This is a genomic window from candidate division TA06 bacterium (assembly GCA_004376575.1).
Lineage (GTDB): Bacteria > Hydrothermota > DG-26 > E44-bin18 > E44-bin18 > E44-bin18.
This window is the reverse complement of sequence record SOJN01000148.1, coordinates 49,685-64,027: the sequence shown is the minus strand read 5'-3', so window position 1 is coordinate 64,027 and position 14,343 is coordinate 49,685. Positions and strand designations below refer to the sequence as shown.

Below are 14,343 nucleotides of genomic sequence, written 5' to 3'. Positions count from 1 at the left end.
TAAAATTGGGGGGCTGTCCCCAAATGCTACTAGAAGGATGAACTTGGCGCAAGCGGATTCTTCGGCGCCACGACTACGCCCTTCGTGGCTTCGTCGGGCGCCTCAGAATGACAACACGATTACAAAGCCCGAAGGGCAAAATGGAAGAACTGATTGCTTGATTGTGGCCTTGTTTTTTGGCTTAGCTGACGGCTGACAGCTTCATTTGTCTTGCATCTTACAACTGTTGTTTACAGTGATGGCACTTCTTTGCACCGGTCGTTATTGGCTTGCCACAGTGTGGGCAAGTGTAAAGCTTTTCGCTCTCCTTGAGCCACTCTTCCACCTTGCCTTCTTTTATCCTTGATAGATTCTTTCTCAGATCCACGGAGTCTTCCTCGGAGTAACGCTTCCAAATCTCCTCAAACTTATCACAGGTCTTAGCCTCGTATTCCGAGCACTCGTAGCAAAACTGGTAACCTCTTTCATCCAGGCATTTGACCATCTCGCAGTCATTACCCCAGCAATTCGGAGTGAGCGCGCCGCACCCCTGGCAGCTCACCTTCTCAGGTGGGCACTTGAAGTGCTCAGCTAGCCGCTTCTGCCATTCAGGGTCGTCTCTTTCTGCTCTGTATATGACACACGCACCGCAATACAGGCCACATCTGCCAACAAGCGCATTCTTATCCATCATGTAGCTCCTTGGTGAAATACTAACGTATCAAGACCAGTTTCCCTGTTCTCTTTCCCCAGGGGGATTCGAGGGAATAGAAGTAAACCCCCGAGGTGACGCCTGAGCCCCAGGTTATTTCATAGAGCCCAGCAGGCCTTACGCCCCTCATAGGAGTATCAATGAGCCTACCTGAGACATCGTAAATCTCCAAAGAGATTAGAGCGGGTTCTGGGATTTCCAGATGGAAGGACACTCTGTTTCTGGCAGGATTTCTCTCCAGACCGAAAAAGAAGTCTCCAGGCAAATGTTTCGCTTCCGCTACACCGACAAAATTGCCAATGAACACATGGTATTCAGCCGGTGCGCCTTCCGGGTCTGTTGCTGAATTTGGAGGTTGAGCGGCATCGAACGCACCAACATAATACCGAACCGTGTCGTTCACATTGGAGACTGCCGGTATTGAATCCACATACCAGTCAGGTGCACCAGCCGGGCTCATTACAACAGAGACCCAATCAGGGTCCTCGTCTCTTTTGTAACAGAGCACGACTGAATCTACTCCTGCAAGGCTGTCCGTCGCTTTTGTCAAGATTTCGAACGGTCCGACGAAAGAGGTGTCAACAAGTACAGTGGTAGATCCGATGACTGGCGGGGTGATATCGACTCCGAAGCTATCCGGATCAGCATACGGCCCCTGATTATTCGCTGGATCATAGGCCTTCACTCGCCAGCAAAATGGAAAGTCCTCGTACAGGAATAAGGTGGTTGAGGTCGTATCGAGTGTATCGACAAGTAGGGGAGAGACAAAATCGAGGAGTGTATCTACCTGAAAAACATATGTAATTGCGGATCGTAAGATTAACGGAGAACCTCCTCTATTTTTGTCTCGGTCGTGAGCAGTGGAAAGTGCAAGACTTGTCACTTCGCTCCATTCGAATATGACAAGAGTGTCACTCAGGAATATCCCGTTTGTCGGTGAAATGAGCGTTGGTGCGTCGGGAACTTCGGTATCAATGGTGAAATTCCAAACATCCGACCAGTTGCCCTGATTAGTAGCCTTGTCAACTGCCCTCGCTCTCCAGTAGTAAATAGAATCAGACAATGAATGGGTGAACACAGTGTCAATTGAAGTTGTTCCAATCACACCAGATGAGAAACTGCTGTCCGGGGTATGCTGAAGCATATAGTGGTCGATACCACTGAGATTGTCCGTTGACTGATGCCACGCGAAGTTGACGGTCGTGTCATTCAGATATGAACTGTCAGGGGGTGAAATCAAGGTGACAATTGAGGGAGCCGTGGTGTCAATGAGTAGAGCCCAGGTCTCAGATGATTGTTGCGGATTCCCCACGCTGTCATAGGCGACTATGTACCAGTCGTGCCATGCTTCGGCCAGATCAAAATCTGAAGTCCATGAGGTGTCCTCTGTACTGTCCCTGAGGGTAAGATCTATATAAACATGATAATCTTTGAGCCCTTCCAGAGTGTCGTCTGAGGCCCCCCAGATAAATGTCGGTCTCGTGATTGCGAGTACCGCGGAATCTGGCGGTGAAATGAGACTGAAGGAGTCCGGCGGCGTTGAAGCTATCCCTGCACCAGTCAGCGAAATGTTCAACATAGGTTCATCCGGGTCATTTGAGTACACTTTCAGTGTTCCCGATACAGTATCAGGGACAAGAGGCTTGAACCTTATGGTCACAAGCGTTGAGTCGTCTGAGAGTATTGTATCGGGGAATGTTGGTTCCGTCACCGCATAAACAGCGGTATCGGACAGGAGACTGTCGATAAACAGCGTGTCAACCCCCACGTTCCTGATGACGAGATATTCCCAGTCAAGCGAATCACCGATAGGAACTGAGCCGAAGTCATGGGAAGTCTCAGCCAATTCTATGTCTGGGATGAAGGCGGGCTTGAACTGGTAAACATCGCCGCCCCCTGTTGCCGCATATACTTCCATCTCACCGTCATAGTTGCCATCACCCACAGCAGGCTCATACAATTCATAGTTGGAAATTGTTGTCTTCGCCCATTGTATTCCATCCCACTTGAAATAATGAATACCCATGTCAGGGGGGTAACCGAGTTCCATACCAACTGTTGCATATATCTCCATCTCTCCGTCTCCGTTGCCATCTCCCACGACGAGCCCGGACACGGCGCCGTTTATGCTGCCGATTATTGTTTGGCCCCACGAGGTGCCGTTCCACTTGAACTGGTGTATACTGCCCCCACCTGCGTATATCTCCGTCTCACCATCCTGGTCGCCATCTCCTACTGCAAGGGCAAAACCTACGTTCTCTGCGATAGCTGATTCTGTCCAACTGATTCCGTCCCATTTGAACTGATAGATACTGTCGCTGCTGTAGGTATATAGCTCAATTTCGCCATCATCATTCCCGTCTCCGGCAATGAGGACTCTTCGGAGCGACATAGAAGCAAGTGAACATGCACCAACAGTCGTCCTTGTCCAACTTATTCCGTCCCACCTGAACTGATAGATACTGTCCAGGTCAGAAGCGTAAATCTCGAGTTCGCCGTCCCGATTTCCATCCCCCAAGGCAAGAGAGCGGATGCTGCTGTTGACAGCGCCGACTGCTGTCTTCGTGAAGTCAAAACCATTCCACTTGAACTGATAGACGCTATCGTCATAACAAGCGCCATAGATTTCCAGTTCATCGTCCCCATTCCCATCTCCCAGTACGATGTCGAACATGCCAGATGCGTCACCACCTAGAAATGTCATGACCCACATGAAGCCATCCCATTCAAACCGAAACAAACTCGAACCGCTTGCACGATACATTTCTATATCTCCGTCATTATCGGCATCTCCGACGACAAGTCCAGCAATGCTCCCGCCGCCCGAGTAGACAGTTGTCCTTTCCCAAATGTATGGAGACACTGACGGCGAACATATGGTAAAGCACCCGGGGAGGGTATCATTACCAAAACTGTTTGACACTACAAGGCCATACAGGCCAGTCGAGTTTCCGGTAAGGTTGAACGAACAGGTCAAATACTCGTCTGAGACGACGGTTATTGAAGTTCCGTCTATGTCCGGGCTGCCAGGCCTGACAAGTTTGACTGCGTTTACGGGGTCTGTCTGAAACTTGGCGCCGTATATCTTGGCGTCAACAGTACTCGTGTTTATGCCTGCGTCAGGGTAGATATGGCTGACCTTTGGAGGGATGATGCCGACTCCCGTAAGGGAAACATTCAGCACTGCTTCATCCGGGTCATCTGAGAAGATTGACAACGTTCCTGCTATGGTGTCAACTGCAGAAGGCTTGAACCTTACAGTCACAAGCATCGAATCGTCTGCAAGTATCGTGTCGGAGAATAATGAGGCCAACACTCCATAGTCAGCAGTGTCGGACAGGATACTGTCGATAAACAGGGTGTCAACACCAACATTTCTTATGATGAGATACTCCCAGTCTAGCGAATCACCGATAGGAACCGGGCCGAAGTCGTGTTCCGTGTCAGACACTTCGATGTCAGGGATAAACGCAGCCTTAAACTGGTAAAGGTCACCATTCTCTGTTGCCACATACACTTCCATCTCACCGTCATAGTTGCCGTCCCCCACCGCAAGTCCAGGTATTTCCACACTGGGGATCGAATAGATGGTCGTCTCTGTCCAGGATGCACCGGTCCATTCATACTGGCATAGTTCGTGGATTACGGCAAAACCGGGATCCATAGCGGACGTCACATATACCTCGATTTCGGCATCCCCATTGCCATCTGCTACCGCAAATCGAACAGCCTGGAATCCTACGCTGCCCATCGGTGTCTTCGTCCAATTCACCCCGTCCCACTTGAATTGATGGATGCTGTCACCACCAGCATACGTCTCCATATCTCCGTCCCGGTTGCCGTCACCTAGGGCAACCGCAAAGCCGGTGTGCCTACCGACTGCTGATTCTACCCAACTCACTCCATCCCATTTGAACTGTATGGTACTGTCGACGGCACATCCATATAGTTCTATCTCACCGTCATCATTTCCATCTCCGACTGCAAGAGCTGTGCGAAACCCCAAAAAGCTGAGTGAACAGGCTCCGACGGTTGACCACTGCCAGGCTACGCCATTCCACTCGAACTCGAAGATGCTGTCTCGGGCAGCGGTGTACAGCTCATTTTCTCCGTCACCATCAGCGTCTCCTATCGTAACTCCTCGTATGCCGCCGCTGCTGGCCCAAATAGGTGTTCGGATCCAGGACACGCCATTCCACTCAAACATGTACAGTGTGTCGTCCAGGCATGCAACATATATTTCGATCTTGCCATCGCGATTCACATCCCCCAATGCGATCTCAATGACGTAATCGCTGCCGGCACCTATGGTGGTTTTCGACCAACCCATCCCATCCCATTTGTATTGATAGATGCTCCAACCTTTTGCACCATATAGCTCGATTTCGTGATCCCCATCAGCGTCTCCCATAGCAATGTAATAGGAGGCAGGTGCGCCCGAATCTATTACAGTCCTTGCCCATACGAGAGAAGAGCCAGACGGTGTATAGACTGTAAAACACCGAGGCAGCGTATCTTCGCCAGAACTGTTTGAGACTGTGAGGTCATGTAGGCCAGTTGAATCGCCTGTCAGGTCAAACGAGCAGGTCAGGTATTCCTCTGAGACGATGTTTATGGAGGTTCCGTCTATGTCCGGGTAGCCAGGCCTGACAAGTTTGACTGCGTTTATAGGATCTGTTTGGAAGTTGGCGCCGTATATCTTGGCATCAACGCTTTGTGTATTTATTCCAGCATCGGGATATATGTGTGAGACTTTGGGCACCTGTGCCATGGCATAGCCGAAGGTGAAAAGAATGGCCATGGCAATGAGCAAACACTTTTTATTCATTGCTCCTCCAGAGATCGTGAGGTCGCGGGCAGACATTGGTTGCCCGCGGGACACTTCCGTGACCTGAGCTTTTTCTCTTTTTGTGTAACACACCCGAACATCCGCGCCGTCCTTGAAGACCGTTCTCTTACAGAAGGAGTCTACTGCACAAAAGCAAATTGGTCAACAGAATAGTTCACGCCATTTCATCTATGTTATGGGATTGACTCGATGGGTTGGGTTGCGTAGACTGTGCACATGCACAACAAGAGGCTCGCAGTCATCCTCGGTGTGGCAGCATTTGTTCTTCCGCTAATCATTTACAGTCTTACATTGTGTCGTACTGTCGGCTTTGTGGATGCTGGAGAATTGTGCGTTGTGTCACGAACTCTTGGGATAGCTCATCCAACAGGCTACCCTCTGTATACTCTCCTTGGCAGACTCTTTTCCCTGATTCCTCTTGGCTCTGTTGTCGTGAGAACAAATTTCATGTCTGCGTTCTTTGCAGCGCTTTCAACGTTCATTCTGTTCATCACTATCTCCAGAATTCTTGCCTCCGAGGGCGCTGATCCAACCAGGTCCAGACTGCTCGCTTTCTTTTGCGCCTCTTCGTTTGCTTTCAGTACAACCATCTGGAATCAGGCAGTGGTCACTGAAGTATATTCACTGACCACATTCCTCATCTCTGTTCTTATTTTCCTCACTTTCTCAGATGACCAGAAAGCGCCTCTCCTTTTTGCATACACTTTGGGACTGGCTCTATCCAATCATATGGGTGCTTTGCTTGTTGGAATCCCCTGTGGAATCTACATACTGGGTGTTCGCAAGGAAACGCTCAAGAAACTCCCTTTGATGATTGTCCTTTTCTTTCTTGGTCTCTCCATATATGCGTATCTCCCCATCAGGGCTCATGAGAATCCAGTGATGAATTGGGGGAATGCATCCACGCTTGAGAGATTCATATGGCATGTCAGTGGGAAGCAGTACAGGGTGTGGATGTTCAGTTCGGAACTTCAGGTCCTGAAGGTTCACCTTATCCAGTTCGGCCGTCTGGCACTTGACCAGTTCACACCATTTCTCCTGTGGCTGCCGCTTCTGGGGATCTTCGCAGCAAAGAAGTCTAAAAAGGTCTATCTCATTCTCGCAATCTTTTTCCTCGACCTATTGTACTCACTGAACTATGACATACCGGACATAGACGCGTATTACATTCCAGCATTTATGATAATGGCCGTGGTTTCTGGTTTTGGCTTACGGTTTCTGTTCAGAAAAACTACGCGGAAAGCAATCCTGTTGCTTGGCGCTTTTGTCTTCTTGATTCCAATTGGCGCGCATTACTACAAATGCGATATGAGCAGGAATCGCATCGCATACGAGTATGGCGAAAACCATCTCAAGTCAATCGAAAATAACGGATTGTGCCTCACCAACAACTGGGACATTTACTCTCCCATACTTTACATACAACACATCGAGGGCAAAAGAAGAGATGTTGTTATGATCGACAAAGAACTTCTTCGGCGCTCGTGGTATTTCGACTATCTAGAAAGACAGTCTCCAAGGACTTTCAATCTATCAAAGCCCGAAATAGAATCGTATCTTGAAGAGCTCTACAAGTTCGAGCATGGAACACTAAGAAGCCCTGTAGAGATTCAGAGGAGATTCATTAGAATGGTCAACTCATTCATAAATAATCAGATGAAAACAGGCAGGGCGTACACGACTTTTATCAATGGCCATGATGTTGATGCGCGTGAGATCGGACGGGACCTGGAAAAGATTCCCTACGGCACTATTTTTGAGTTCAGAGAAGAAAGGAAACAGAGAATATTCGACTATGGCAGCCTCAACCTAAAATCAAGTTTCAGTGCCAGAACCTATAGGGACGAAAGAACCAGGCATAATCTTGAGATCTATCCGAGGATGATGCTCTCGTCAGGAATTGGAATGATGAATGAAGGTTTGTATGTTAATGCGAAACGGGCATTCGAGAGTGTGTTGTCAGTAGAAGAAGACAATCTTCCTGCGACACTTCATCTGGGCGGGTCCCAGTTCATGCTCGGTCAATATGAGGAAGCAATAGAGAAATTCGAAAAGGTCCTAAGGGTCGAGCCAAACAATCAACTTGCCATGAAGGGACTTGCCGCAGCCCGCAGTGAACTGCAGGAAAAATAGGTGTGGGGAGACCAAATGCTGCCGGTTCTACACGGGTTTTGTCAAATGTCAAGTCGTAGATCCTTCGGGTTTTGGGAGGGCACCGTCCCCGAGGTTAGCTCGTAAGTGAATGTACGGCAGTCAGATACAGATGTGACGAAATTAGCATAAGAGACGAAATGTCAAATGTCAAGTCGAAGATCCTTCGGGTTTTAGGAGGAAACCGTCCCCGAAGCTGACAGCATGCTTGTGTCTTAAGCGTACAGCCGTCCTTCAGCTTACGACTTGTCGCTTGTTTCTCTTTGTTGGGGTTTTGGTTTGGGGCTCACGGTGCGGGCCAGTTTAGACTTCATCCTGGCTGCGGTCTTCTTATGAATCAGATGTTTCTTGACCGCCTTGTCAATCATGGAATACGTGGTATTCAGGTTTTCGGTCTTTGGTTCGGCAGAGGCTTTCTTTATGGCAGTCCTCATGGCGGACTTCATCCCCTTGTTCCTCATCCTTCGCCGTTCATTTTGACGAGTTCTCTTCTCAGCAGATTTGTGTCTATCCAAGGCATCCTCCGTTGATTTGCAGAGTGCCGACTATACCCTCACCAGGCCCTAGTGTCAATAGTTTTTTAATCCCTGTTGATGTGCTGGCCGTTTTGTGGTATAGAAATAGCTGATGGGGGAGCAAGGGGAGAGGGGTCAGATTACGGGTCGGGCCGCGGCCTTTAGTGCGGCAACCGGCATAAGCCGCCTTCTTGGTCTGGCCAGAGAAGTAGTTCTTGCGTACCTGTTCGGGGCCGGGTATGCGATGGATGCCTTCCGAGTCGCTTTCAATGTCCCAAATCTGCTGAGAGACTTCTTTGCTGAAGGAACGCTTAACGCGGCGTTCATTCCAATTTTTTCTAGTGAGTATGTGGAAAAAGGCAAAGAGGAAGCGCTCAGGTTTGCCAATACCGTCCTTAACTCTCTCATCCTCTTTGTCAGTGTAGTATGCGCGCTGTGCGTTATTTTTGCTCCGTGGATCATGAAAGCAATTGCCTTTGGATTCGCAAGGGAACCGGGAAAAATTGCTCTCACCTGGCAGTTGGCCAGGATCATCTTTCCATTTCTTGTTCTCATCGCTGTCTCTGCACTGATGATGGGGGTACTCAACTATTTCAAGAGGTTCTTCGTTCCAGCGGTAGCTCCTGCCCTTTTCAATATCGGCGTCATAACTTGCGCGGTCCTTCTATACAGATTCATGCCGGGAATAGGCTGGGACCCGATAACCTCTGTTGCTTTGGGTGTGATTGCCGGCGGGCTACTTCAGATTATCATCCAGATCCCTCTACTCAGAAGTGTTGGCTTCCATTATAGATTCAGGATTGACTTTCGCCACCCGGGCGTTCGAAGTATAATCCTTCTTGTTCTTCCGGTTGCTGCCGGAATGGCGGCAACGAGGATAAATGTGCTCATAAACATCTTTCTCGCCACGCTTCTGGAGGAGGGCTCGGTTTCTTATCTGAGCTACTCCTTCAGGCTGATGCAGTTGCCCATAGGGCTTTTTGGTGTCGCAGTTGCGACTGTCGCTCTACCCAGACTATCCGAGGAAGTCTCAAGGAGAGAGATGGACATGGTCAGGTCCACGTTCTCCTACTCCATGAGACTCGTCTTTACTCTGACCATACCTGCTGCTGTGCTGACGGCAGTGCTCGCCAGACCCATCTGTGCACTTGTTTATGAGAGGGGAAATTTCACTCAGGCTGACACATTGTTCACTTCTCAAGCCCTGATGTTCTACTCGCTCACTATTATGGGTGCTGGAGCATCCAAGGTACTTGCATCGGTCTTCTACTCGCTTAAAAGACCTGGACTTCCTATGAAGATAAGTTTTGCTTGTGTTGCTGCAAACATCGCGCTGAATCTTGCTCTCATGTGGACCATGAGGTTCAGGGCAATGGCATTTTCAACTTCTCTCGCTTCTATTCTCAATATGGCTCTCTTATTCGCTGCAGTGCGTGGCGTCCTGGGGCCTTATGACGCAAAAGCCATCAGATCCACCGGGGGGAGAGTCCTTACCGCCTCCTTGCTAATGGGGGGCGCTGCCTGGGGTGGCTACGTCTGGCTCTCAGGAAGAATAGGTTTTGTTTCACTTGCCTCAAAGGCTATTCTTCTTATAATACCCTTGATCCTTGGTGGAATTGTCTTTCTTGTTTTCGCAAGGCTGATGGCAATAAGAGAGGTAGGGCAGATAGCAAAAGACCTTCGAGACCGGGTAAGACGGGCATAAGAGGAGGAAAAGGATGGATGCGCAGGAATCAAAAAATAGGGTAGAGGCCTTGCTCTTCTCTGCAGATGAACCGCTTTCGATTGAAAAGCTCAGAGCTCACTCAAGAGCATCCACAAAACAGGTGAGAGAGGCTCTTTCAGAATTGGCCAGGGAGTATGATGAACAGGGAAGAGCCTTTGAGTTGAAAGAGGTTGCTGGAGGTTATCAACTCTATACAAGGAAGGAATACTCTGAGGTGGTGGCGAGGCTTCACAAGGGGAGAAGGGCATCGAGGCTTTCGAGGCCGGCCCTGGAAACTCTTGCGGTAATAGCCTTCAGACAACCAGTGACGAAAGCCGTCATCGAATCTGTAAGGGGAGTGAATGTGGATGGAGTCGTCAGTACGTTGCTTGAACGGAATCTGATTCAAGTGTTGGGCAGAGCGAAACAGTTGGGCGGTCCGCTCCTGTATGGCACCACAAAGCAGTTTCTTCGGTACTTCCACCTGAAGAATTTGAATGAACTGCCACGGGTTGGTGAACTCAAAGGTATGGGATGAGAGAAAAGCTCGAAAGACAGCTCATAAAGACACATACGATCAAAGATGGTGAAGACATAGCTGAGATTGTATCCAAATACTGCAGGGGAATGGTGCATACTGGCGATGTGATAGTCGTAAGCGAAAGTGTTGTTGCCATCTCACAGGGGAGGGCCATCCCTGAAGAAAGAATAGGGATAGGGTTGCTGGCAAGAGTTCTCTGGAGATTTGTAACCAGGGTGCCTTATGGAGTAGGGTTGAGAAGTCCAGCAACAATGCAGTGCGCAATAAACGAATGTGGAGTAGCCCGAATTCTTGTTGCGGCAATAGCCTCAGCCCTGACCAAGCCCTTTGGAAAGAAGGGGTACTTTTACAGAGTAGCCGGACCACAGGCAGCCCTGATCGACGCGGCTCACACATCTCCTGTTGAGCCGTACACATCCTGCGTAATAATGGGCCCAAGGAATCCCAATATGGTGGCGGAGGTTATAAGGAGAAGAACAGGGGTGGATGCTGCTATCATGGACATTAACGATATTGGGGGATCGTGGGTGATTGGTAAGACCTCCGGGGTGAACGCATCCGTTCTTGAAGAAATAATGAAGGACAACCCTATGGGGCAGGGGAATGAACTCACACCCATATGTGTGGTAAGGGATGCGGCAGACAAATCTGGGTAATCGAGTCCAAATCCACATGAGTGAAACCAGAGTTCGGTTGAACAGATACCTTGCTGCAAGCGGCGTCTGCTCCAGGCGAGCCGCGGATCGAATCATTCTGACCGAAAAGGTCAAGGTGAATGGGCGCCCGGTCACGGAGTTGGGAACGAAGATAGATCCGAACGTGGATAGGGTTACAGTCAACGGGCGCAGAGTGGTGGCCTCGACGGAGGTGATTTTCATCGCGCTGAACAAGCCAAGGGGCTACCTTACCACAATGAAAGACGAGCGTGGCAGGAAGTGTGTGAAAGACCTGGTCAAGGGCGTGGGAGGAAGGGTCTTCCCCGTGGGACGATTGGACAAAGACACCGAAGGTCTTCTTCTATTCAGCAACGACGGATTTGCAGCCCACAGATTGATGCATCCCAGTTTCGGAGTGGAAAAGGTGTACAGAGTGACGCTCGATAAGCCACTCAGTGGCAAACAGCTAAGTAGTCTTAAACAGGGTGTAGTGCTGGTTGATGGAGTCGCCAGAGTCTCCAAGGTGAGGTGGCTCCAGAAGGAAGGTGAGGTTCTGGAGTTGACCATAAAAGAAGGGAGGAAAAGAGAAGTAAGGAGGATTTTCAGAAAACTGGGACCCCATGTGATACGCCTTCAGAGGGTTAAATTTGGACCCATTGTCCTGGGCGGGCTATCTAGAGGAAAATGGCGCAGATTGAGCAAGGCCGAAATCAGCCAGATCCGCAAGGCAATAAGAATAGAGTAGTCACTGTCCTGAGCCCTCGTTTTTCTAAGGTTTTGGCGCGCAAGGACGTTCAAGAATTCTGTTATAGTACACTTGCAGTCTGGTTTGGGTGTTAAGACCCTTAAAGCAAATGAGATACGGGTGTCATTTCAAGTTACATATTAGCTTTGTGGAATGAAATAGACAAGGCCGCTCGGGGAAATCTCCTCCGTTTTTCTTTGTGTGAAAGGTGCCAAATTCACTGTTGCAATATTCATAACTGTATGAGACAATAACATGTTATTCTGGTGATGAAGAAAAGGCGTGGCATTGTGGTCGCGATTGACGGGCCCTCTGGCTCGGGCAAATCTACGGTTGCGAGATTGGCGGCAAGAAGGCTGGGATTCGGCTATCTCGAGACAGGAGCCATGTATAGGGCAGTAACACTGCTTGCTCTCAGAAAGAGTCTGGACATGAATGAGAGCAAAAGATTGACTGGACTTGCTCGATCCTTGAAATTTGAGTTCAGAGATACTGGTGAGCGGATGATGATTCTGGTAAACGGTGAAGATGTGACCGAACAGATCAGGTTGCCAGAGGTTGACAGGTGGGTCTCTCTCGTTTCGAGTCACAAAGAACTGAGGGAGCATCTGGTTGGCCTTCAGAGGGGTATGTGCAAAGAGGGAGGAGTGGTCTGCGAGGGGCGTGACATAGGGACGGTTGTAGTTCCCGATGCCAGGGTTAAATTCTTTCTAACTGCCTCTCCGAAGGAGAGAGCCGGGAGAAGAAAAAAACAGCTTGGCAATATAGTGAAGGATATGCCTACTTCTCAGATAGAAGAGGAGATAAGAAGAAGAGACAGAGAAGACTCTGCGCGCGAAGTTTCACCTTTGAGAAAAGCAGAAGACGCCATCCTCATGGACACAACTGACCTTACTATAGAAGAGGAGGTGAACCAGGTAGTAGAGGCGGTACGCAAGGCAACTGCCTGTGCCTCTTAGTCCGGGCATGCGACCGGAGTGGAGAATAGGCTACTGGCTTCTCTATCTAGTAGCCAGAGTGGTGTTTGGGCTGAAGATCGAAGGTAGGCAGTTTGTGCCCAGAACCGGAGGTCTAATACTAGCCCCCAACCACTTGTCCAATATGGACGCTCCTTTAGTTGGAATTGGAGTTGGCGTCCGGGAGCTGCATTTCCTTGCCAAAGCAGGACTCTTCAGAGGCACGAAGTTTTTCGCGTGGCTTATTTCGCATTTCAATGCGATACCATTAAAAGAAGGCAAGACTTCCGTTGAAGCGCTAAGACGTATAGTTGGCCTGCTCAAGAATGGGAATGCAGTGGTCATATTTCCAGAGGGGACAAGGAGCAAAACGGGAGTGATGCAAGAGCCGCAGGTTGGCCTTGGGTACGTCGCTGCCAAGACCGGCGTCAGTGTTCTTCCTGTGTACTTGAAGGGGACCAATGCGAGATTGCTGGACCTTATTTTGAGAAGATCGCGGTTTGTGGTTAGATTTGCGCAGCCCATAGATCCCGTGACCATAAGTGGGAAAGCAAACAGGAAGGACCTATATCGTAAGATAAGTGAGGAGGTGATGAGGAGTATTGTGATGCTTGCGGAGAGGTAGATCCACCTTGGAGAGGAGCATGAAGGTTTTCTTGGCGGAATACTCAGGTTTCTGTTTTGGAGTCAAAAGGGCAATAAAAATAGCGTTTCAGACAGCAAAGAGGGGCCATGTACCTGTCTACACGTATGGTTCGCTAATACACAACCCTCAGGCTGTACAGGAGCTGGAGAAGAAAGGGGTGAAACCCATTCAGTCTCTTTCTGACATACGTAAAGGGACTGTTATTATCCGCTCCCATGGGGTTCCTCCTAAGATAATGTCGGAGGCTAAGTCGAGAGGAATCACTGTGGTCGATGCGACCTGTCCCTTTGTGAGGAAGGCCCAGGAGCTGGCTTTCTCCCTGGGGTCTCAGGGTTACCAGGTAGTGGTGGTAGGAGAAGCTGACCACCCTGAGGTGAAAGGCATCCTGGGTCACGCGGGTGATAGAGCCGTAGTTCTAGACTACAGAGATAACGATCCCCGACTTCGAATCGCGAGCAGGAAAATAGGTGTGATTGCCCAGACGACTCTTTTGCTGGATAAGTTCCAGTCTGTGATTTCAACACTTCTTGAGATTGCGACTGAACTGAAGATATACAATACTATTTGTAGTGCAACCACACTCCGCCAAGAGTCAACGCTCAACCTTGCAGAGGAGGTCGATCTGATGATCGTGCTTGGCGGCAAGAACAGTGCGAACACTTCCCGTCTTGCCGAGCTCTGTAGAAGCGTTGGGAAACGGACCTACCACATTGAGACTGCTAAAGAACTTGACCCAGCATGGTTCCGCAATAGTCACAAGTTGGGGATCACGGCAGGTGCGTCTACTCCAGACTGGATAATCGAAGACGTGATAGACCTAATTGGCGCAGGCGCAGAACACACAGTGTTGAGGGGGCGCGCATTTCATTGACAAAGGGGGAGTCAAAT

The 14,343-nt window shown here is 49.5% G+C and carries 11 protein-coding genes; 8 read left to right on the top strand and 3 right to left on the bottom strand.

The genetic code is table 11. The features are described 5' to 3' along the window. Positions 1–217 precede the first annotated feature (217 nt). Both E3J62_12565 and E3J62_12560 read right to left on the bottom strand, forming a co-directional pair. A complete protein-coding gene (locus E3J62_12565; GenBank protein TET43777.1) occupies positions 218–673 on the bottom strand; it encodes a DUF3795 domain-containing protein in 456 nt (151 codons plus the stop codon). A gap of 19 nt (positions 674–692) precedes the next feature. Further along, positions 693–5,555 carry a choice-of-anchor D domain-containing protein gene (locus E3J62_12560; protein ID TET43776.1) on the bottom strand — a complete coding sequence of 1,621 codons (4,863 nt, stop codon included), beginning with the start codon at positions 5,553–5,555 and terminating at the stop codon, positions 693–695. A gap of 201 nt (positions 5,556–5,756) precedes the next feature. Between E3J62_12560 and E3J62_12555 the strand changes: the two genes are divergently transcribed. Continuing rightward, the gene (locus E3J62_12555; GenBank protein TET43775.1) at positions 5,757–7,673 is read left to right on the top strand and encodes a DUF2723 domain-containing protein; all 1,917 of its coding nucleotides are present in this window, start codon (positions 5,757–5,759) and stop codon (positions 7,671–7,673) included. 257 nt (positions 7,674–7,930) lie between these two features. On the opposite strand, the gene rpsT is transcribed toward E3J62_12555, so the two are convergent. After that, entirely contained in the window at positions 7,931–8,206 is a 276-nt protein-coding gene (gene rpsT / locus E3J62_12550) for a 30S ribosomal protein S20 (protein ID TET43774.1), read from the bottom strand. A 112-nt stretch (positions 8,207–8,318) separates the two neighbouring features. On the opposite strand from rpsT, the gene murJ reads away from it, so the two are divergent. The 7 genes from murJ (at position 8,319) to E3J62_12515 (ending at position 14,326) form a co-directional block, all read left to right on the top strand. Further along, positions 8,319–9,911 carry a murein biosynthesis integral membrane protein MurJ gene (gene murJ / locus E3J62_12545; protein TET43773.1) on the top strand — a complete coding sequence of 531 codons (1,593 nt, stop codon included), beginning with the start codon at positions 8,319–8,321 and terminating at the stop codon, positions 9,909–9,911. Between the two features lie 13 nt (positions 9,912–9,924). Beyond that, the gene (gene scpB / locus E3J62_12540; protein ID TET43772.1) at positions 9,925–10,449 is read left to right on the top strand and encodes an SMC-Scp complex subunit ScpB; all 525 of its coding nucleotides are present in this window, start codon (positions 9,925–9,927) and stop codon (positions 10,447–10,449) included. Further along, the gene (locus tag E3J62_12535) at positions 10,446–11,108 is read left to right on the top strand and encodes a hypothetical protein (GenBank protein ID TET43771.1); all 663 of its coding nucleotides are present in this window, start codon (positions 10,446–10,448) and stop codon (positions 11,106–11,108) included. The genes scpB and E3J62_12535 overlap by 4 nt, the downstream gene beginning before the upstream one ends. Further along, the gene (locus E3J62_12530) at positions 11,086–11,853 is read left to right on the top strand and encodes an rRNA pseudouridine synthase (protein TET43770.1); all 768 of its coding nucleotides are present in this window, start codon (positions 11,086–11,088) and stop codon (positions 11,851–11,853) included. Before E3J62_12535 ends, E3J62_12530 begins: the two co-directional genes overlap by 23 nt. Positions 11,854–12,122: 269 nt before the next feature. Further along, positions 12,123–12,812, top strand: coding sequence for a (d)CMP kinase (locus E3J62_12525; protein ID TET43769.1), 690 nt, complete (start codon positions 12,123–12,125; stop codon positions 12,810–12,812). Between the two features lie 7 nt (positions 12,813–12,819). Next, entirely contained in the window at positions 12,820–13,434 is a 615-nt protein-coding gene (locus E3J62_12520) for a 1-acyl-sn-glycerol-3-phosphate acyltransferase (protein ID TET43768.1), read from the top strand. 19 nt (positions 13,435–13,453) lie between these two features. Next, positions 13,454–14,326, top strand: a complete 873-nt coding sequence (locus E3J62_12515) for a 4-hydroxy-3-methylbut-2-enyl diphosphate reductase (GenBank protein TET43767.1) — start codon at positions 13,454–13,456, stop codon at positions 14,324–14,326. Positions 14,327–14,343: the final 17 nt, after the last annotated feature.

Bases quoted from the DNA above. Each gene is read 5' to 3' on its own strand.
- E3J62_12525 (TET43769.1), top strand. From the start codon at position 12,123: ATGAAGAAAAGGCGTGGCATTGTGGTCGCGATTGACGGGCCCTCTGGC.
- scpB (TET43772.1), top strand. From the start codon at position 9,925: ATGGATGCGCAGGAATCAAAAAATAGGGTAGAGGCCTTGCTCTTCTCT.
- murJ (TET43773.1), top strand. From the start codon at position 8,319: ATGGGGGAGCAAGGGGAGAGGGGTCAGATTACGGGTCGGGCCGCGGCC.
- E3J62_12515 (TET43767.1), top strand. From the start codon at position 13,454: ATGAAGGTTTTCTTGGCGGAATACTCAGGTTTCTGTTTTGGAGTCAAA.
- E3J62_12530 (TET43770.1), top strand. From the start codon at position 11,086: ATGCGGCAGACAAATCTGGGTAATCGAGTCCAAATCCACATGAGTGAA.
- E3J62_12565 (TET43777.1), bottom strand. From the start codon at position 673: ATGATGGATAAGAATGCGCTTGTTGGCAGATGTGGCCTGTATTGCGGT.
- E3J62_12555 (TET43775.1), top strand. From the start codon at position 5,757: ATGCACAACAAGAGGCTCGCAGTCATCCTCGGTGTGGCAGCATTTGTT.
- E3J62_12535 (TET43771.1), top strand. From the start codon at position 10,446: ATGAGAGAAAAGCTCGAAAGACAGCTCATAAAGACACATACGATCAAA.
- E3J62_12560 (TET43776.1), bottom strand. From the start codon at position 5,555: ATGTCTGCCCGCGACCTCACGATCTCTGGAGGAGCAATGAATAAAAAG.
- E3J62_12520 (TET43768.1), top strand. From the start codon at position 12,820: ATGCGACCGGAGTGGAGAATAGGCTACTGGCTTCTCTATCTAGTAGCC.